The sequence below is a fragment of the Cypionkella sp. genome (genome assembly GCF_034376685.1).
GTDB lineage: Bacteria > Pseudomonadota > Alphaproteobacteria > Rhodobacterales > Rhodobacteraceae > Cypionkella.
In genome coordinates this window covers 16744-34930 of sequence record NZ_JAXMJJ010000085.1, presented here as the reverse complement: position 1 = coordinate 34930, position 18187 = coordinate 16744, and the positions used below count along the sequence as shown (strand labels likewise).

General features: G+C 60.2%; 17 protein-coding genes and 1 riboswitch. Of the genes, 10 read left to right on the top strand and 7 right to left on the bottom strand.

Going from position 1 to position 18187, the window contains the following annotated elements:
* Positions 1-41: 41 nt before the first annotated feature.
* Positions 42-215 (bottom strand): hypothetical protein, encoded by a 174-nt coding sequence (locus U1A24_RS16395; protein WP_322323057.1) that lies wholly within the window; start codon positions 213-215, stop codon positions 42-44.
* Here U1A24_RS16395 and U1A24_RS16390 point away from each other — a divergent pair.
* A complete protein-coding gene (locus U1A24_RS16390; protein ID WP_322323056.1) occupies positions 199-744 on the top strand; it encodes a histidine phosphatase family protein in 546 nt (181 codons plus the stop codon). The two genes, U1A24_RS16395 and U1A24_RS16390, sit on opposite strands and share 17 nt — an antisense overlap.
* A 159-nt stretch (positions 745-903) precedes the next feature.
* On the opposite strand, the gene nrdF is transcribed toward U1A24_RS16390, so the two are convergent.
* The 6 genes from nrdF to U1A24_RS16360 all read right to left on the bottom strand — a co-directional run bounded on the left by nrdF (position 904) and on the right by U1A24_RS16360 (position 8709).
* Positions 904-1890: a class 1b ribonucleoside-diphosphate reductase subunit beta gene (gene nrdF / locus U1A24_RS16385; protein ID WP_322323055.1), complete on the bottom strand. Its 987-nt coding sequence runs from the start codon at positions 1888-1890 to the stop codon at positions 904-906.
* An 8-nt stretch (positions 1891-1898) separates the two neighbouring features.
* On the bottom strand, positions 1899-4022 hold the full coding sequence (nrdE, locus tag U1A24_RS16380) for a class 1b ribonucleoside-diphosphate reductase subunit alpha (protein WP_322323054.1): 2124 nt from the start codon (positions 4020-4022) through the stop codon (positions 1899-1901).
* Positions 4015-4419 (bottom strand): class Ib ribonucleoside-diphosphate reductase assembly flavoprotein NrdI, encoded by a 405-nt coding sequence (gene nrdI / locus U1A24_RS16375; RefSeq protein WP_322323053.1) that lies wholly within the window; start codon positions 4417-4419, stop codon positions 4015-4017. The genes nrdE and nrdI overlap by 8 nt, the downstream gene beginning before the upstream one ends.
* Positions 4420-4423: 4 nt before the next feature.
* Complete coding sequence (gene nrdH, locus U1A24_RS16370) at positions 4424-4645, bottom strand: glutaredoxin-like protein NrdH (RefSeq protein WP_322323052.1); 222 nt, start codon at positions 4643-4645, stop codon at positions 4424-4426.
* A 90-nt stretch (positions 4646-4735) separates the two neighbouring features.
* Positions 4736-4934: riboswitch (cobalamin riboswitch) on the bottom strand.
* Between the two features lie 35 nt (positions 4935-4969).
* Positions 4970-7687: a methionine synthase gene (gene metH, locus U1A24_RS16365; protein WP_322323051.1), complete on the bottom strand. Its 2718-nt coding sequence runs from the start codon at positions 7685-7687 to the stop codon at positions 4970-4972.
* Entirely contained in the window at positions 7684-8709 is a 1026-nt protein-coding gene (locus U1A24_RS16360) for a homocysteine S-methyltransferase family protein (protein ID WP_416173501.1), read from the bottom strand. The genes metH and U1A24_RS16360 overlap by 4 nt, the downstream gene beginning before the upstream one ends.
* Positions 8710-9376: 667 nt before the next feature.
* On the opposite strand from U1A24_RS16360, the gene U1A24_RS16355 reads away from it, so the two are divergent.
* The 9 genes from U1A24_RS16355 to U1A24_RS16315 all read left to right on the top strand — a co-directional run bounded on the left by U1A24_RS16355 (position 9377) and on the right by U1A24_RS16315 (position 18004).
* Positions 9377-10855 (top strand): ABC transporter substrate-binding protein, encoded by a 1479-nt coding sequence (locus U1A24_RS16355; protein ID WP_322323049.1) that lies wholly within the window; start codon positions 9377-9379, stop codon positions 10853-10855.
* A 19-nt stretch (positions 10856-10874) separates the two neighbouring features.
* Positions 10875-11819 carry an ABC transporter permease gene (locus tag U1A24_RS16350; protein ID WP_322323048.1) on the top strand — a complete coding sequence of 315 codons (945 nt, stop codon included), beginning with the start codon at positions 10875-10877 and terminating at the stop codon, positions 11817-11819.
* The gene (locus U1A24_RS16345; RefSeq protein WP_322323047.1) at positions 11816-12589 is read left to right on the top strand and encodes an ABC transporter permease; all 774 of its coding nucleotides are present in this window, start codon (positions 11816-11818) and stop codon (positions 12587-12589) included. Before U1A24_RS16350 ends, U1A24_RS16345 begins: the two co-directional genes overlap by 4 nt.
* Positions 12586-14007, top strand: a complete 1422-nt coding sequence (locus tag U1A24_RS16340; RefSeq protein WP_322323046.1) for an ABC transporter ATP-binding protein — start codon at positions 12586-12588, stop codon at positions 14005-14007. Before U1A24_RS16345 ends, U1A24_RS16340 begins: the two co-directional genes overlap by 4 nt.
* 63 nt (positions 14008-14070) lie before the next feature.
* Positions 14071-15102, top strand: a complete 1032-nt coding sequence (locus U1A24_RS16335; RefSeq protein ID WP_416173500.1) for an ABC transporter substrate-binding protein — start codon at positions 14071-14073, stop codon at positions 15100-15102.
* Positions 15103-15161: 59 nt separating this feature from the next.
* The gene (locus U1A24_RS16330) at positions 15162-16139 is read left to right on the top strand and encodes a FecCD family ABC transporter permease (RefSeq protein WP_322323044.1); all 978 of its coding nucleotides are present in this window, start codon (positions 15162-15164) and stop codon (positions 16137-16139) included.
* Positions 16136-16900 (top strand): ABC transporter ATP-binding protein, encoded by a 765-nt coding sequence (locus U1A24_RS16325; protein ID WP_322323043.1) that lies wholly within the window; start codon positions 16136-16138, stop codon positions 16898-16900. The genes U1A24_RS16330 and U1A24_RS16325 overlap by 4 nt, the downstream gene beginning before the upstream one ends.
* Before the next feature lie 92 nt (positions 16901-16992).
* A complete protein-coding gene (locus U1A24_RS16320) occupies positions 16993-17160 on the top strand; it encodes a hypothetical protein (RefSeq protein ID WP_322323042.1) in 168 nt (55 codons plus the stop codon).
* Positions 17129-18004: a GNAT family N-acetyltransferase gene (locus U1A24_RS16315; RefSeq protein ID WP_322323041.1), complete on the top strand. Its 876-nt coding sequence runs from the start codon at positions 17129-17131 to the stop codon at positions 18002-18004. The genes U1A24_RS16320 and U1A24_RS16315 overlap by 32 nt, the downstream gene beginning before the upstream one ends.
* The last annotated feature ends 183 nt before the right edge of the window (positions 18005-18187 follow it).

Here is an 18187-nt window from a genome sequence, read left to right as displayed (position 1 = left end):
AGATCGAGTTGACGCGAGATACCAGAACTATTTGCAAACTATCAGGTGACCGCTTCGTCCCACATAGCAGACGGTCGCTTTGAGCCCAAAGTGACCAATGTTGCAATTTTTTCTAGCGTCTGCATCGAGAGGACATAGATTTCTTGCGGTGTGGCAAGTACCACGATCAAAACCCTGGCCAAGAGAAGGACTTGCTCCATGGCGATATATTTCATCAGGCACGGACAGTCAGAGTTCAATGCTGCCTATCAAGAAGGTGCGGCGGATCCCTTTATCTTTGATGCACCGCTCACCGAACTTGGATTTCGACAAGCTGCAGACGCAAGAACGAGTATTTCGGACTTGGAAGTTACACGCGTCATCACGTCACCACTTACACGCGCCATTCAAACTGCGCAGACGATTTTTGATGGGATTGCACCTATTGAAGTCAGGCATGGGCATCACGAGCTTCTGAAATACAGCGGCGACGTTGGTCGGCATCCTGGAGAGCTACGTGCTGACTTCCCAAATCTTTCCTTCGACCATCTACCACTCCGGTGGTGGCATGCGCAGGATGATGCAGAGGTCAAAGTACCGGTTGAACCCATGCCGGTGTTTCAAAAGCGTGTGGCTGGTTTCGTCGCCGACCTTGAGGACATCGACATCACCAGTGAGACGGTTGCAATCGTTGGTCACGGCAATGCGTTTCAAGAAATCATAGGCTTCATGCTGAACAACTGTCAGATCCATAAATACCGCTGACACAAAGCGGACAGGCCTCGCGCAATAGGAAGCGGCGGCTTCGTCCCGCAAAGCTGACCTTGCCGGGGCTGCAGGTTCTGACGCGCCTGGGCATCCGTTCTGTGGAGTTGCAGGTAGTTCCGCCTGCCAACAAGCCATGGAGCGTCTGGCAAATGTGGTTCAAAAGTCCCAGTCTTCATCCTCAGTCGCCACCGCCTTGCCGATCACATAGGAGGAGCCTGATCCTGAGAAGAAATCGTGGTTCTCGCTATCGGGCGACAATGCCGCGAGGATGGCCGGGTTCACCTCGCAGGCGGCGGGGGGGAACAGCGCTTCATAGCCAAGATTTTGCAGGGCTTTGTTAGCGTTATAGTGCAAGAAAGCCTTTACATCTTCGGTCAGACCGATGCCGTCATAAAGCTCTGCGGTGTACTTCGCTTCGATGTCGTAGAGGTCGAACATCAGCGCAAAAGCGTAGTCTTTCAATTCAGCTTGCCGTGTCTCGGGCTCGCCCGCAAGCGCGCGCTGGAATTTGTAGCCGATGTAATAGCCATGCACCGCCTCGTCGCGGATGATCAGGCGAATTAGATCGGCGGTGTTGGTCAGCTTGGCGCGGCTGGACCAGTACATTGGCAGATAGAACCCGGAATAGAACAGGAAACTTTCCAGAAACACGCTTGCAATTTTGCGCTTTAGCGGGTCTGCGCCCGGTGCATAATCCGCCAGGATCGCTCGTGCCTTGGCTTGCAGATGCGGGTTTTCTTCCGACCAACGAAAGGCTTCGTCCACTTCCTTGGTCGAACACAGTGTCGAGAAGATCGAGGAATAGCTGCGTGCATGAACCGCTTCCATAAAGGCGATGTTGGTCAGCACCGCCTCTTCATGCTGGGTTTGCGCATCGGGTAGCAGCGCAGGTGCGCCGACAGTGTTCTGAATTGTGTCGAGCAGCGTCAGCCCGGTGAACACGCGGATTGTCAGTTCACGCTCCTCGGGGCGCAATGTCGCCCAGCTTTGCACATCATTCGACAGCGGTACCTTTTCGGGAAGCCAGAAATTCACCGTCAGTCGGTTCCAGACCTCGAGGTCTTTGTCATCTTCCAGACGGTTCCAGTTGATCGCGCGCGGTACGGCAAGGGGCGCGACGCGGGGAGTGATTTGATCTTTCATCGCAGTTCTCACAATGTACAGGACACACAGCCCTGCACTTCCGTCCCTTCAAGGGCGGTTTGGCGCAGGCGGATGTAATAAATGGTTTTGATGCCCTTTTTCCAAGCGTAGATCTGCGCGCGATTGATGTCGCGGGTGGTGGCATCGGCGGGGAAGAACAGCGTCAAAGACAGGCCTTGATCGACATGTTCGGTGGCGGCGGCGTAGGTGTCGATGATCGCCTCGGGGCCAATTTCGTAGGCATCGCGGTAGTACTCGAGGTTGTCATTACTCATGAAGGCGGCAGGATAATAGACGCGGCCAATCTTGCCCTCTTTGCGGATTTCGACCTTCGAGACAATCGGGTGAATCGAAGAGGTGGAATTGTTGATATAGCTGATCGAGCCAGTGGGCGGCACCGCCTGAAGGTTGCGGTTGTAAATGCCGTGTTGCATCACGTCGGCCTTCAGGCCCGCCCAATCTTCAAGCGTCGGCAGGGTGATGCCGTCGAAGACCCGCACCACATCGGGGCTCTCAGGCAACCAATCGCGATTGGTATAGCGGTCAAAAAATGAACCGTCAGCATAGGTCGAAGCCTCAAACCCTTTGAAAACGGCCGCCTTCTCTTGTGCCAGCAGGCAAGAGGCGCGGATGGCGTGATAGGCGATGGCTGCAAAATAGACCGAGGTGAACTCCACGCCCTCGGGACTGCCATAATGGATACGCTCGCGCGCCAAAAAACCATGCAGGTTCATCTGGCCAAGACCCACCGCATGGGCCTCATCATTGCCGCGCCGGATTGAGGGCACCGAGTCGATGGCTGACATTTCCGATACCGCCGTCAGCGCGCGGATCGCGGCCTCAACGGTCGCGCCGAAGTCCGGGCCATCCATCGTGGCCGCGATATTCAGGCTGCCGAGATTGCAGGAGATATCGCTGCCAAGGTGGCTGTAGCTGAGATCGTCATTAAAAGTGCTGGCCTCATTCACCTGCAGGATTTCCGAACACAAGTTGGACATGGTGATGCGTCCCGCAATCGGGTTGGCGCGGTTCACCGTGTCTTCGAACATGATGTAGGGGTAGCCGGACTCGAACTGGATCTCGGCCACGGTCTGGAAGAACTCCCGCGCGTTGATCTTGCGTTTCTTGATGCGCTTGTCGTCAACCATCTCGGCATACTTCTCGGAGACCGAGATTTCCGAGAAGGGCACGCCGTAAACTTTAGCCACGTCATGCGGCGAGAACAGATACATATCCTCGTTACGCTTCGCCAATTCAAAGGTGATGTCGGGTATCACCACGCCAAGGCTTAGCGTCTTGATGCGGATTTTCTCATCGGCATTCTCGCGCTTGGTATCCAGAAAACGCAGGATATCGGGGTGATGCGCGTTGAGGTAAACTGCGCCTGCCCCCTGCCGTGCGCCTAGCTGGTTTGCATAGCTGAAACTGTCTTCCAGCAGTTTCATCACTGGGATCACGCCCGAGGATTGGTTTTCGATACCCTTGATCGGCGCACCGGCTTCGCGCAGGTTGGTCAGCATCAAAGCGACGCCGCCGCCGCGCTTGGAGAGTTGCAGGGCCGAGTTGATGGAACGCCCGATGCTTTCCATATTGTCTTCGATGCGCAGCAGAAAGCACGAGATCAACTCACCGCGCTGCGCTTTGCCCGCATTCAGGAAAGTCGGCGTTGCGGGCTGGAAGCGACCCGAAATGATCTCATCCATGAAGCGCAACGCCAAGACTTCATCGCCGCGCGCAAGGGCCAGCGCGACCATCACCACCCGGTCTTCGTAACGTTCCAGATAGCGCTGACCGTCGCGGGTCTTCAGCGTGTAAGAGGTGTAGTACTTAAACGCGCCGAGAAAGGTGTGAAAACGGAATTTGCGGGCATAAGCAGCATCCCAAATCTTGCGTTGGAAATTGCGTGAATACTGATCCAGCACAGCGGCTTCGTAGTAGCCTTCGGTAACCAGATAGCCCAGCTTTTCATCCAGAGAATGGAAGAACACCGTGTTCTGGTTCACATGCTGCAAGAAATACTGCCGCGCGGCCAGACGGTCTGCGTCAAAGCGGATGCGGCCCTGATCGTCATACAGGTTTAGCATCGCGTTCAGGGCGTGGTAATCCATCTCGGGTTTCACGGCATCAAGCATATTCTCTCCAGAACTTTTCAAGCCCTGCGCGAACATGGGCGATATCGGTTTCGGTTCCTGCCAACTCAAAGCGATAGAGCAAGGGGATGTTGCATTTGGCGGCGATCACCTTGCCCGCTGAGGCAAAGTGATCGCCAAAATTGCGATTGCCTCCGGCGATCACGCCGCGGATCAGCGCCCGTCGCGCTGAATCGTTCAGAAAGGCGATTACCTGTTTTACCACCGCTCCGCGCCCCATGCCGTCGGCATAGCTGGGACAGATCAACACATAGGGTTCGACGGGGGTTGGCATTGTGGCATCGGTCCGGACCGGAATGCGCAGGGCAGGTAGCCCAAGCCTTGCCACAAAGCGCGCCGTATTGCCCGAGGCAGACGAAAAATAGACCAGCCCCGCCACGATCTCAGACCAGGCGTCCGATCATATCCGGGCGAAAGCCTGCCCAATGTGCATCGCCTGCCACCACGACAGGGGCTTGGCGATAGCCCATTGATGCCACGCGCTCCATCGCCTGTGTATCTTGGGTCAGATCGATCAGGCTGTAGGCGATGCCCTTGGCATCCAGCGCGCGGGTGGTGGCGGTGCATTGCACGCAGGCGGGCTTTGAATAAACGGTGACGGTCATGGCCTGTCCCTTGAGAGGTGTCTTGCGGGAAAAGCTACGGATCGGGCAGCGATCTGCTACCTTGATCACGCCGCCATGCCCGCCGCACGGTTTCGTTTCTGTTGTCAGGGCAGGTCTCCTGGCTTGCGGGTCGATGCTCGGCTGGCCTTCCCGGGTTCCCCCAGTGGCATATCAGCTTCGCTCGCCGCTTACAGTTGCGGGGGCAGCTTCGGAATTTGCCTTGCGGCAGCACCGACTTCCCTTTTCACCTCCGAGTCGCCCCGGAGGAACCTTGACCCCACCATTAGCAATTTGTGATGGGCGGATGTCAATATATAGTGGCGACTATTCAGCTGCGATCTTTCCGGTAGTTGGCGGCGGCACATAGTTCAGGATCGGCGCAAGCCAGCGTTCAGCTTCTGCCATGGTTTGTCCCTTGCGAGCGGCGTAGTCCTGTACCTGATCGCGCTCCACTTTGGCCACGCCGAAATAGTAAGCGTCTGGATGTGCGATATACAGACCCGAAACAGATGAGCCCGGCCACATCGCCATGCTTTCGGTCAGGATCACCCCTGTCGCGGCCTCGGCATCCAGCAAACGGAACAGCGTCAGCTTTTCGGTATGATCCGGCTGTGCCGGATAGCCGGGCGCGGGACGGATTCCACGATACGGCTCGCCGATCAGCTCATCTGGCGCGAAGCCTTCGTCGGAATCATACCCCCACAGATCGCGGCGCACGCGCTGGTGCAGCATTTCGGCCATTGCCTCGGCGTAGCGGTCGGCCAAAGCTTTGACCAAAATCGCTGAGTAATTGTCGTTCACGCGATCAAACTGTGCGGCGATTTCGGCTTCCTCTGGACCCGCGGTGACGACAAAGCCACCGACATAGTCTGCAACGCCGCCTTCTGGCGCAACAAAATCGGCAAGCGCGACGTTTGGCCTACCTTCACGTTTCGTATGTTGCTGGCGCAGGGTGTGCAGCGTGGCAAGCTGGGTCTGTCGATCTTCGCGGGTATAAAGCCGGATATCCTCGCCTACCGCATTGGCAGGCCAGAAGCCCACCACCGCGCGCGGGCCAAACCAACGCTCACCAATGATGCGTTGCAGCATCACTTGCGCGTCGGCGAACAGTCCACGGGCGGCCGCGCCCTGCTTCTCGTCTTGCAGGATCTTCGGGTAGATGCCCTTAAGCTCCCATGTCTGGAAGAATGGCGTCCAATCGATGTAGCGGGCGATCTCGGCCAGATCCCAATCGTCGATCACCCGCGCGCCAAGGAACTGAGGTGCGGGCACGCGGTAATCTGTCCAATCCTGCCGCAGCGCATTCGCCCGCGCCTGCGCCAGTGGCAGCCGCAGTTTCGCGCGTTCATTGCGTTCATGCCGCTCGGCCACTTCGGCATATTCGGCGCGGATATTCGCGACAAAAGGCGCTTTCTGAGTCGGGCTGAGCAATTGGCCGACTACCCCCACGGCGCGGCTGGCATCCAGCACATAGACGGCAGGCCCGGTGTAGCGCGGTGCGATCTTGACAGCCGTGTGCACTTTAGACGTGGTTGCACCACCGATCAGCAGGGGAATGGTGAAGCCTTCGCGCTGCATCTCGGCAGCAAGATGTACCATCTCGTCCAAGCTCGGCGTGATGAGACCCGATAGCCCGATGGCATCGACATTTTCCTCTCGCGCCACCCGCAAGATCTTCTGCGGCGGCACCATCACGCCCAGGTCAATGATCTCGTAATTATTGCAGGCCAGGACAACGCCGACGATGTTCTTGCCGATGTCATGCACATCGCCCTTCACCGTAGCCATCAGGATCTTCCCGGCTGATTGTCGCCCCTCACCACCATTGGCGGCCTTTTCGGCATCCATATATGGCAGCAGAACCGCCACTGCCTGCTTCATCACGCGTGCCGATTTCACAACCTGCGGCAGGAACATCTTGCCTGCGCCAAAGAGATCGCCGACGACGTTCATTCCCGCCATCAACGGGCCTTCGATGACATGCAGTGGACGTTCGGCCACCTTCCGTGCGGCCTCGGTATCGGCCTCAATGAACTCGGTAATGCCGTTTACCAACGCATGTTCCAACCGTTTTTCCACGGACCAATCGCGCCATGCCAGATCGCGGACTTTTTCTTCCCGACCGCCGCCCTTGAAGCGATCCGCGATCTCGAGCATTCGCTCGGTTGCCTCGGGGCTGCGGTTCAGCACAACATCTTCGCAGACCTCGCGCAGCTCAGGGTCGATCTGATCATAGACCGCCAGCTGCCCGGCATTGACGATGCCCATATCCATACCAGCCTGGATGGCGTGATACAGAAACACCGCGTGCATCGCCTCGCGTACAGGTTCATTGCCGCGAAAGCTGAACGACAGGTTGGATACGCCGCCCGAGATATGGGCATGCGGTAAGTTCGCTCTGATCCAGCGCGTCGCTTCGATGAAATCGACGCCGTAATTGTTGTGTTCCTCGATCCCTGTCGCCACGGCGAAGATGTTGGGATCAAAGATAATATCCTCGGGCGGGAAGCCCACCTCATCAACCAGAATGCGATAGGCGCGGGCGCAGATCTCCGTCTTGCGGGTGAAACTGTCGGCCTGACCGGTTTCATCAAAGGCCATGACCACCACCGCAGCGCCGTAGGCGAGGCACAGCCCTGCATGGTGGCGAAACGCCTCTTCCCCCTCTTTCATGCTGATCGAATTCACCACAGGCTTGCCCTGTACGCATTTTAGACCGGCCTCGATCACCTCCCATTTCGAGCTGTCGATCATCACCGGGACACGGGCAATATCAGGCTCGGCGGCGAGCAGGTTTAGAAACTCAACCATTGCGGCTTTGGAATCGATCAGCCCTTCGTCCATGTTGATATCAAGGATCTGCGCGCCGTTTTCGACCTGATCGCGCGCCACTTCCAATGCGGCGGCATAGTCGCGGTTCACGATCAGCTTGCGGAATCGGGCAGAGCCTGTGACATTTGTACGTTCCCCGATATTAACGAAGGGGATGTCGGCGGTGAGAACAAATGGCTCCAGCCCCGAGAGGCGCAGATGGCGGGTCATGGTACGGCTCTCGGCGGGAACGCAGCCACGGCATCGGCAATAGCGCGGATATGCTCGGGCGTGGTGCCGCAGCAGCCACCGACCACATTCACCAATCCCTCACGCGCGAAATCGGCCACTTGCGCTGCGGTTTCCTCCGGTCCTTCATCATACTGGCCAAAGGCATTGGGCAACCCGGCATTAGGATAGGCGCAGATGAAAGTTGGTGCGACGCCCGCCAGCTCTGCCAGATGCGGTCGCATCGCTGCTGCACCAAGTGCACAGTTCAATCCAACTGTGAAGGGTCGGGCATGGGCGACGGAATACCAGAAGGCGGTCGGAGTTTGCCCCGACAATGTGCGCCCCGAGGCATCGGTGATCGTGCCCGAAATCATCAGTGGCAGGCGCTGAGCCAGTTCGGCGAATATCTCGAAACAGGCAAAGATCGCCGCCTTGGCGTTCAGCGTGTCGAAGATAGTCTCGATCAAAATAATATCCGCGCCGCCTTCCATCAATCCCCGCAGCTGCTGGCCATAAGCAATGCGCAGATCGTCAAATGTCACGGCGCGATAACCAGGATCATTCACATCGGGCGACAGCGAAGCAGTCCGATTGGTCGGCCCGATGGCGCCGGCAACAAAGCGCGGTCGGCCATCAATCGCCGTTGCCCTATCCAGAGCCCGACGCACTATCCGCGCGCCCTCGGCATTCAGATCGTGCACCACCGCCTCTAGACCATAGTCCGCCTGCGCGATGGTGGTCGAGGAGAACGTGTTCGTCTCGACAATATCCGCTCCCGCTATGGCATAGCGGAAATGGATATCCTCAATCGCTTGCGGTTGCGTCAAGATCAGCAGATCATTGTTGCCCTTTTGCGGATGCTCAGAATGGTGGCGGCAGGTGTGCCCAGAGCCATGTCCGGCGAAATCTTCTTCCGACAAACCCAGCCCTTGGATCTGCGTCCCCATCGCGCCGTCGAGGATCAAGATGCGATCCATGGCCAAATTGTACAATCGCGAATGTTTTGCAGAGAGATTGAGCATGACAATGTCGCTTATGATGCCGGAAAAGCGATGGCATACACTTGCCAGATAATTGCGTAAAATTCATAATTCTAAAGATAGTTATGAAAATAGCTCATTCAAAGCCCACTGAGGAAGTCGCTTGCTAGCGGTTTTCACACAGACTCGTGAATACATGTCGGTTTTCGCAGGGAGCTGGCGTTGTGGGATCGACTAGCCTCGGACCCTCCATACGACGAGGCGATGGGCAAGATTCATACCTTCCATTTGGCGACGGCCTAACCTTTGAGCACGGGCGGCCGTTGCTGGCAGCCGCAGATTTCAAATCTACCCCCGGTATTTCAAACGACGCCATAGCCCAAAATCTGCACGACTGATTGAGCACGTAGATCACTCCATTAAAGGGAACGAGGATGAGGCCGTGCAGCGATCGGAAGGGAATGTCCGCATTGCTACTGAGCCTTGCTTTTTCGGCAGCGTTGGAAATGCAACGTCTCAATCAAAACTGCACCTTAACGTCCGGTATGGGCAGAGTGGCTCGGTGGTGCGTCCGGAGTGGCCCCAGTTGGCACGCCGCGCCACCCTATGACCGTTTCGAACTTATCGCATCAGGATCTCCGATGCGACCTTGCAGTCAAAACTTTGCTTAGCTAAGTGAATGTAATAGTATTACATATCTGAGAGCGCCATGACTCGATCCATTGCTATCCTGCTTCTGACCGCAGCTTTCATCCCACACGCTGCGCTGGCCGACACCGCTGCTTTGGATATTGCAGCGCCTTTCGAGATCAGGGCGGCCGATCCCGTGCTGTCGGGCGATATCTTCCTGAAGATGGACGTGATGGAAACGCTGGTAAATGCCGATGCCAGCGGCGCACTAGTGCCGGGTCTGTCGGAAGGTTGGACGGTTTCGGATGACAAGCTGGTCTGGCGCTTCCACATCCGGCAGGGGGTGCAATTCCACGATGGCAGCGCGCTGACCGCCGAAGCGGCGGCGAATGCGCTGAACTGGTCTAAGACCAAGGAGGGTGTTCTGGTCAAAGCCCCCATCGCCTTGATCTCCGCCGAGGGTGAGAATGTAGTGATCACGCTGAGCGAGCCCTTCGCGGCCCTACCCGCATTCCTTGCCGAATATCGCACGGGCATCCTTGCCCCATCGGCCTATGCCACAGACGGCTCTGTGACTGCGGTGATCGGGACGGGTGCTTTCAAAGTGACCAAGCTGGAACCGCCAATGACCCTGGAGGCCGAGCGCTTTGACGCCTATTGGGGCGGAGCCGCCAGCATTCCAGCGGTGCATTACACCAGCGTGACCCGGGCCGAGACGCGCGCCTTGATGGCGGAGGCGGGGGATGCCGAGCTGGTAGTGAATCTCGATCCAGCGTCGGTCACGCGGTTGCAATCGGTTGACAACGTCACCGTGCAATCGGTCTCGATGCCGCGCGTGCTGATCCTGAAGGTGAACAACGCCCTGCCGTTCTTTGACACTGTGGAAGAACGGCAGGCGCTGTCGCTGGCCATCGATCGGGCCGGGCTCGCGCAGGCCGTGTTGCGCTATCCGGCGGCGGCCAGCCAGATGCTGCCCCCCGCGATGGGCGGCTGGCACAATGCCGCGCTGCCGCCGCTGGACTATGACGCCGAGGGGGCAAAGGCTGCCTTTGCCGCTGCCGGTTGGGTGCAGGGCGCGAACGGCATTCTGGAAAAGGACGGCCAGCGATTTGAAGTGGAGCTGCTGACCTATCCAGACCGCCCGGAACTGCCCCTGACCGCCGCTGTGTTGGAGAGCTGTTCCGCGAGGTGGGCATTGCTGTCACGATCAATGCGACCAATTCGTCGGGAATCCCGGCCAGACACGCGGCTGGCACGCTGCAGATGGCGCTGTTCGCGCGCAACTTCGGCCTGGTGCCTGATCCGGTGGGCACCTTCATGCAGGACTACACGCCGAACGGCGACTGGGGCGCGATGGGCTGGGAAAACGAGGATTTCGCCGCCGCCCTGCGCAAATTGGCGGCCGAGGGTGGGACCGACGCCGAAAAATCTGCCCTTGCGGCGACGTTACACGCCGAACTGCCGGTCCTGCCCATTGCCTGGTATCAGCAGACCGCCGCCGTCTCGAACAGCGTCAAGGGTATCATCATCGATCCGTACGAGCGTACCTTTGGGCTGAAATCGGCGGAGTTCGTTGAGTGAAACCGCTGTTGCGCGCCGTTGCCTTCCGCCTGATGCAGGCGGGAGGCGTAGCTTTGGTCGTGGGCATCATGTCGTTCCTGATGATGCAGGCCATGCCCGGTGACATGGCTTACCGCATCGCCGCCGCGCGCTATGGCTATGATCTGGTCAGCGCCGATCTGGCCGATGCCGTGCGCGCCGAACTGGCGTTGGAGGCTGGCCCCGTGGCGCAATTTCTGCGTTGGATGAGCGATCTGATCCGGCTTGATCTGGGCAGATCGCTGGTGTCGGGTCAGCCGGTGTGGCAGGAGCTTGCGCATCAGCTGGGGGCCAGTCTGCAACTGGCTGCCGCTGCCCTTGGATTCTCACTGTTGATCGGGCCGCCTTTGGGGATTCACGCAGGACTTCATGCGCGCGGCACCTTTGACCGGATGTTGCTGGTAGTGGCGGCGGGCTTTCGCGCGGTACCGCAGTTCTTGCTGGGGCTGGTGCTGATCGTGGTGCTTGCGGTGCAGTTGCGCCTGCTGCCCTCGGCTGGCCATGGTAGTCTGACGCATTTCATTTTGCCTGCGCTTACGCTTGCGCTTGGTCTTGCCGCCGCCTCAGCTCGGATCACGCGCGATGCGATGGCAGACGTTGCGGCAAGCCCGCTTTACGCCTTTGCCCGCGCCAAGGGGCTGAGCGAAGGGCAGGTCTTCCGGCGTCACGGCTTGCGAAACATCGGCGCACCAGTAGTGACCTATCTTGGGTTGCAATTCGTGCTGCTGGCCGAAGGCGTGGTGGTGGTTGAGACGATCTTCGGCTGGCCCGGCATTGGCCATGCGCTGATCCATGCGGTGTTTCACCGCGATGTCCCCATGGTGCAGGGCACGGCCCTGGTGATGGGGCTTGGGTTTGTGCTGTTGAATGCGGTGGTCGATCTGATCGTCCGGCGCATCGACCCGCGAGAGGTGCAGGCATGACTGTTTCCCGTATCGGTTGGGCCCTGCTGGCCCTGCTCGTGGCCTTTGCTCTGCTGGCCCCCTGGGCCGATCCGCTGGGGCCTTTCAAACAATCCCTGATGAAGGCCCTGTCGGGGGCCGATACGGTGGCGCCCTTTGGCTATGATCACTTGGGCCGTTCGATGTATTCGCGGCTGGCCCATGCGCTGCGGCTGTCTTTGCTGTTGGCCTTTGCCGCCACCGCCACTGCGGCGCTGATCGGTATCGCGCTCGGCGCTTTGGCAAGCTGGCGCGGCGGCTGGATCGACAGCGCCCTGTCGCTGGTGGCCGACAGCGTTCTGGCGCTGCCAGCGCTGTTGATGGTGCTGATGATGGGGGTGATCCTGCCCTCCACCGCGCTCGCCTTCTGGGCCGGACTTGCCGCCGTTCAGTGGATCGAGTTCTTCCGCCTGACCCGTGCGGCAGCCCGCAGCCATCTGGCAAGCCCTGCGGTCGAGGCTGGAACCCTGCAAGGCTTTGGCCCGTGGTGGATCTTCCGCCGCATCTTGTGGCCCGAGATCGGCCCGATGCTGCGCACCGCCATGGCTTTTGGCGTGGCCAACGCGATCGCCGCCATTGCAGCTCTTGGCTTCGTCAGCGTGGGCATGCGCGCGCCTACACCCGAACTTGGTCTGATGATGGTCGAGTTGCTGCCTAGCTGGCGCGAGGCACCTTTTGCCCTGCTGCAGCCCGTGCTGGCCTGTTTTACCCTGCTTTTGTCTCTGAACCTGATTGCCGGAGCCCGCAAATGAACTTGCTTTGTGCAACAGATATCACCGTGCAAGCCGGAGTAGATCGTCTGGTTGACCCTGTCTCGCTTTCGCTGCCCAAGGGGCGGGCGGTCACGGTGCTGGGCGAAAGCGGATCGGGGAAAAGCCTGCTAGCGCAGGCGATCCTTGGCTCGCTACCCAAGGGGCTGGTTGCGTCGGGGCGGCTTCAGGTCGGCGACGATGTGTTTGATCCCGCCCACCCACAGGGCAACCGCGTGCTTTGGGGCCGTCGCATCGCGGTTCTTCCGCAAGAGCCGTGGCTGGCGCTGGACCCGCTGATGCGCGCCGCAGCCCAGGTGGCCGAGGCGCATGAGCTTGTCGCCGCCCATCCGGCCCCAAAGGCGCAGGCCTATGTCGATCTTGCCGCCCTTGGTCTGGACGGCGCGGGCGACCGCTTCCCCTGGCAACTGTCGGGCGGCATGGCGCAGCGACTGGCCTTTGCCGCCGCCCGCGCCGGTGGGGCCAAAATCACCGTCGCAGATGAACCGACCAAGGGGCTGGACGCCGACCGGCGCGACGATGTGCTGGCGCTGCTGCGACAAGGGCTGGCAGATGGTGGCCTGCTGACCATCACCCACGACCTGACGCTGGCTGCCGGGCTGGGGGGTGAGATCCTTGTCATGCAGGGCGGCACCGTGGTTGAACGCGGCCCCGCCGCCCGCGTTCTGAGCGCACCCGAACACCCCTACACTCGCGCACTGGTCGCCGCCGACCCCGCGCACTGGCTGCGCCGTATGCCAGCCGCCAAGACAACCGATGTGGTGGTAGCCAAGGGACTGACCGTTGCACGCGGTGGACGGCCTCTGTTCCAGCCAGTGGATTTTACCCTATCGCCAGGCGAGATCCTTGGCATTTCCGGCCCGTCAGGCTGCGGCAAATCCAGCCTTGGCAACGCGCTTCTCGGTGTTTTGCCGTATCAGGGCGAGGTGTGGCGTGACCCCACAACACCTCGCCTGGGGTTTCAGAAACTGTGGCAAGACCCGCCCGCTGCCTTTCCCGCCCGCATCACCCTGCGGCTGGGGCTGGAGGATTTGATCGCTCGCCACCAGATCGACCGCGCCCGTATCGCGCCATTACTGGACCGGCTGAAACTGTCCCCCGACCTGCTGGACAGGCTGCCCTCGGCCGTTTCGGGCGGTGAGTTGCAACGCATCGCCCTCATGCGTGCGCTGCTGCTTGATCCGGTGCTACTGTTCGCGGACGAGCCAACCTCGCGGCTTGATCCCGTGACACAGGCTGAAACGATCAACCTGATGACAAGTATCGCGAAGGAACGGAAAATGGCCATCGTGCTGGTCAGCCACGACCGGGCCTTGCTGCACGCGACCTGCGATAAGGTGATTAGCTTGCAGATGGTTGATACTCAGCGCTGCGCAGATTTCCGACAAGATCACTCTTGAAATTCGCCCCCTGGCGGCTTACGCCAAACCAACTGTTTTTGTCAGAATAGGAACGATACTGTGTTGATCAAAGGCCTCGCGGCTCTCGGCGGCATTGCCGCGCTGTTTTTTGCAACGGCTGCCTTGGCAGAGCCCACCATCTACCCGCTGACCATCGAAAATTGCGGGCAAAAGGTTACCTTTGCCAAGGCACCTGAGCGCACAGTCGCCCTCGGCCACAACAGTGCCGAGATCCTGTTCCTGTTGGGGCTGGAAGATCGGATGGCGGCCACCGCGTTCTGGCCGAACAGGGTGCTGCCAGATCTTGAGGCCGCCTATGACAAAGTCGACGTTCTGACGGTGGAATTCCCGACGCTGGAAGGCGTTCTGTCCAAGCAACCGGATTTCATCGCCGCCATGATTGTTACCCTGATGGGCCCGGACAGTAAGGTGGCCAAGCGCGAGGATTTTGAAAACCTTGGCATCCCGACCTATTTGTCGCCCAGTGCCTGCACCACGCAAGCAGATACCGAGAACGCCAACGGCAGTAAGGCGACGAGTGTCTATGGTATTCGGAAAGACCTGTGGACCATGGACCTGCTGTATCAGGAAATCGACGACCTTTCGCGCATCTTTGACGTGCAGGATCGCGGTCAGGCGCTGATTGCGGACTTCAAGGCGCGCGAGGCCAAATTGCGGGCTGAATTTGCCAAACGCGAGGGTTTGACCTTTCTGTTCTGGTTCTCTTCGCCCTCGCCCGCAGATGACGCCTATCTGACCGGCGGAAATGGCCCGTCGGCCTATATCGCCGATCTTCTTGGCGGCTCGAACGCGCTGAAGACCGAGGCAGAGTGGCCCGCGCTTGGCTGGGAGGGCATCATGGCCACCAATCCGACCGTCATCGTCGCGGCGCAGGTTGACCGTAAACGTTGGGGGCTGGACGAGGCGCAGAACAAGATCGACTTCCTCACCACCGATCCGGCAGTCAGCCAGATGGAGGCGGTGAAGGCAGGCAGGATCGCGGTGATCAGCGGGGCGTCGATGAACCCCTCGATCAATACGATCTATGGCGCCGAGCAACTGGCCGAGCAACTCAAGGCCTTCGATCTGAAGTGAGCATCGCGGACGACAAGGAGCCAGGGGCGGGGTGGCTGGCAATGCTTCTGGGCCTTGCCATGGTAGTGCTCGCCGTCGCCGTGGCCATGGCCGCGGCGATTGGCGACTACAGCATCGGGGTCGGCACGGTGTTTCTGGCCGTGACTAACGGGCTGGGACTGACAACAGCCGAAATCCCGCCCATAGAACAAAGTGTGGTCTGGGACTTGCGGCTAAGTCGCGCGCTGGTCGCGGCGCTGGCCGGGGCTGGGCTGGCGATTTGCGGCGCGATCCTGCAGGCGCTGCTGCGCAACGCGCTGGCCGAGCCCTTTGTGCTGGGCGTGTCGGCGGGGGCATCCACTGGGGCGGTGGCGGTGATCGTGCTGGGCATAGGGGCCGGCAGTGTTTCGCTGTCGATGGGCGCCTTTGCAGGCGCCTTTGCGGCCTTTGCGATGGTCGCGCTGTTGTCGAACGGGGCCACCAGCGGGCCGAACCACACGATCCTTGCAGGGGTGGCGGCGTCGCAACTGTTCAACGCGCTGACCGCCTATATCGTCACCACCTCGGGCAATGCCCAGCAGGCGCGCGATGTGATGTTCTGGCTGCTGGGCAGCTTCGGCGGCGTGCGCTGGCCGGATTTTCAGTTGCTGGTGGTGGTGGTGTTTCTGAGCCTTGCGATCTGCCTTGTGATGGCGCGATCGCTGGATGCCTTTACCTTTGGCGACGAAGACGCGGCGTCGCTCGGGGTGCCCGTCGCTCGCATCCGGCTGATCCTGTTCGGTGTCACGGCGATGATGACGGCCACCATCGTCAGCATGGTGGGCACCATCGGTTTTGTCGGCCTCGTAGTGCCACATGCCGCGCGCTATATTGTGGGGCCGATGCATTTGCGCCTGTTGCCCGCCTGCGCAGCGGTGGGGGCCATATTTCTGGTGCTGGCCGATATCGCGTCACGCGTGGTGGCGGAGCAGCAGACCATTCCCATCGGCGTCGTGACCGCCATGGTGGGCGTGCCGTTCTTTGCCATCATCCTCTATCGGGCAAGGCCGCAGCAATGACCATCTCCGCACAGAATCTGGTCTGGGGCGTGCGCCGCAAGACCATTGTCGCCGATGTGTCGCTGACTGTGGCCAAGGGCGAGACGCTGGGCCTGATCGGGCCGAACGGGTCGGGCAAGTCATCGCTGCTGCGCCTGTTGGCGGGGTTGAAGCAGCCTCACTCTGGGCGCGTGGAAATCTTGGGGCAAGACATCGCCCGCGTGCCGCGCCGCGCGCTTGCCCGTCAGGTTGCCTTTGTGCAGCAGAACGCTGGCACGGATACCAATGTTTCGGTGCGCGATGTGGTGCGGCTGGGTCGCACGCCGCATCGCTCGGCCCTGTCGGGCTGGACGGCGACGGATGAGGCCGTGGTGACCGCGGCACTGGAGCGGGTGGACATGGCCGACCGCCGAGCGCAACCTTGGCAAACCCTGTCGGGCGGTGAGCGGCAGCGGGTTCACATCGCCCGCGGGCTGGCACAATCGCCGCAGGTGATGTTTCTGGACGAACCGACCAACCATCTGGACATCCACCACCAGATCGAGATCCTGCGGATGGTGCGCGACCTTGACCTGACGAGCATCGTGGCGCTGCATGACCTGAACCTTGCCGCGATGTTCTGTGACAGGATCGTGGTGTTGCAGGCCGGGGCGGTGGTAGCCTGCGGCACGCCCGAAGCGGTGCTGACAGAAACGCTGCTGCGCGACGTGTTCCGGGTCGAGGCCGAGGTGATCAGCGGCCCGCATAGGGGCCAGCCGCATATCCGCTTCAAGGCGGTGTGAGGCCCCGCCGCGATCGTCCGTCACGGCGACAGGCCCCGGGCGCCGCAACGCATTTCTGCTGGTCGCCGCACCAGTTTAGCATAAGATGTGGCATGCTGGCCCCACTGCGGTTTATCCTGCTGGCGCGCTGGCGCCACACTGTGGCAGAGTGGCGTCGCCTCGCCAAATTCGTCACCGGAAAAGTGACCGGGGAGTTTGCCGATCAGGTTGCCGGTGGAGGAGACTTAAATGGGAAAATCCGTTCGCGTGAAATCCTTTGAGCTGGTCGCGACAGATATAGCCAGCGTCGATACGCATCTGCTGCATGCCCTGTCTGCGGGCGTCGGCTGGTCGCACCGGCCCGATGACTGGGATTTTCTGCGGCAGGTAGGGCAAGGCATCGCCGTGGTTGACGAGATCGGCCGTGTGTTCGGCAGCGCGATGTGGTTTCCGCAGAGCGAAGACTTTGCCACGGTCGGCCTTGTGATCACGACTCACCGCGCGCAGGCGCAGGGTGCGGGCCGGTGGCTGATGGCGCAGGTGATGGACCGTTGCAAGGCCCGGAACCTGACCTTGAATTCGACAAAGGCCGCCTATCCACTTTACCTTTCGCTGGGGTTCGAGAAGGAGGCGATTGTTTTCATGCACTGCGGCAAGGTGTCCGGGTTGCCTGCGGTGGCTTCGACCGACGGAACCCTGACTGAGGTGTCCGCCGCCCAGATCGACGAGATTACGGCTTGCGATACGCAAGCCTTTGGCGTTAACCGCTCGCGGGTGCTGGCACAGCTGTCCAAAATATCGGTGACTTGCGTTCTGCGGCGGAGCGGCGAGGTGGTTGGCTATGCCATGCGCCGACCGTTCGGTGGGCTGCAGGTGATCGGTCCGATTGTCGCCGGCAATGATGACGATGCGATCCAGCTGGCGACATGGCACCTGAAGGCTTTGAAGGGGCGTCAGGTGCGGATCGACACCCGCGAAGAGAAGGGTCCTTTTACAGACCTCCTCACGCATTGCGGCCTTGCTCTCACCGAGACGACCATCACGATGTCCAAGGGCCGAAGGTTCCTGAACCGCTCGGCTACTGCCCCTTGGGTCTATGCACTGGCTGGGCACGCCCTGAGTTGACCACAGCCCCTTCGGCGATCATCTAAGGCTACTGAGGCAGCACCGTGGCGCTTCAGCCTGCTCGCTGTGGACGTGCCAACGCAACTCTGAAGACCGCCCGCCGTGGTTTCGCGGCATTTCTGCAATGCGGTGAGATCGGGCAACTGCCCGCAGCAGATCCCATTTCCAAACCATTTGCACGCT

Coding starts and splice junctions, on each gene's coding strand:
- U1A24_RS16325 (WP_322323043.1), top strand. CDS start 16,136: ATGACCATCTCCGCACAGAATCTGGTCTGGGGCGTGCGCCGCAAGACC.
- U1A24_RS16330 (WP_322323044.1), top strand. CDS start 15,162: ATGGTAGTGCTCGCCGTCGCCGTGGCCATGGCCGCGGCGATTGGCGAC.
- nrdH (WP_322323052.1), bottom strand. CDS start 4,645: ATGACCGTCACCGTTTATTCAAAGCCCGCCTGCGTGCAATGCACCGCC.
- U1A24_RS16360 (WP_416173501.1), bottom strand. CDS start 8,709: ATGCTCAATCTCTCTGCAAAACATTCGCGATTGTACAATTTGGCCATG.
- U1A24_RS16355 (WP_322323049.1), top strand. CDS start 9,377: ATGACTCGATCCATTGCTATCCTGCTTCTGACCGCAGCTTTCATCCCA.
- U1A24_RS16390 (WP_322323056.1), top strand. CDS start 199: ATGGCGATATATTTCATCAGGCACGGACAGTCAGAGTTCAATGCTGCC.
- U1A24_RS16315 (WP_322323041.1), top strand. CDS start 17,129: ATGGGAAAATCCGTTCGCGTGAAATCCTTTGAGCTGGTCGCGACAGAT.
- U1A24_RS16395 (WP_322323057.1), bottom strand. CDS start 215: ATGAAATATATCGCCATGGAGCAAGTCCTTCTCTTGGCCAGGGTTTTG.
- U1A24_RS16340 (WP_322323046.1), top strand. CDS start 12,586: ATGAACTTGCTTTGTGCAACAGATATCACCGTGCAAGCCGGAGTAGAT.
- nrdE (WP_322323054.1), bottom strand. CDS start 4,022: ATGCTTGATGCCGTGAAACCCGAGATGGATTACCACGCCCTGAACGCG.
- U1A24_RS16345 (WP_322323047.1), top strand. CDS start 11,816: ATGACTGTTTCCCGTATCGGTTGGGCCCTGCTGGCCCTGCTCGTGGCC.
- U1A24_RS16320 (WP_322323042.1), top strand. CDS start 16,993: ATGCTGGCCCCACTGCGGTTTATCCTGCTGGCGCGCTGGCGCCACACT.
- nrdF (WP_322323055.1), bottom strand. CDS start 1,890: ATGAAAGATCAAATCACTCCCCGCGTCGCGCCCCTTGCCGTACCGCGC.
- metH (WP_322323051.1), bottom strand. CDS start 7,687: ATGACCCGCCATCTGCGCCTCTCGGGGCTGGAGCCATTTGTTCTCACC.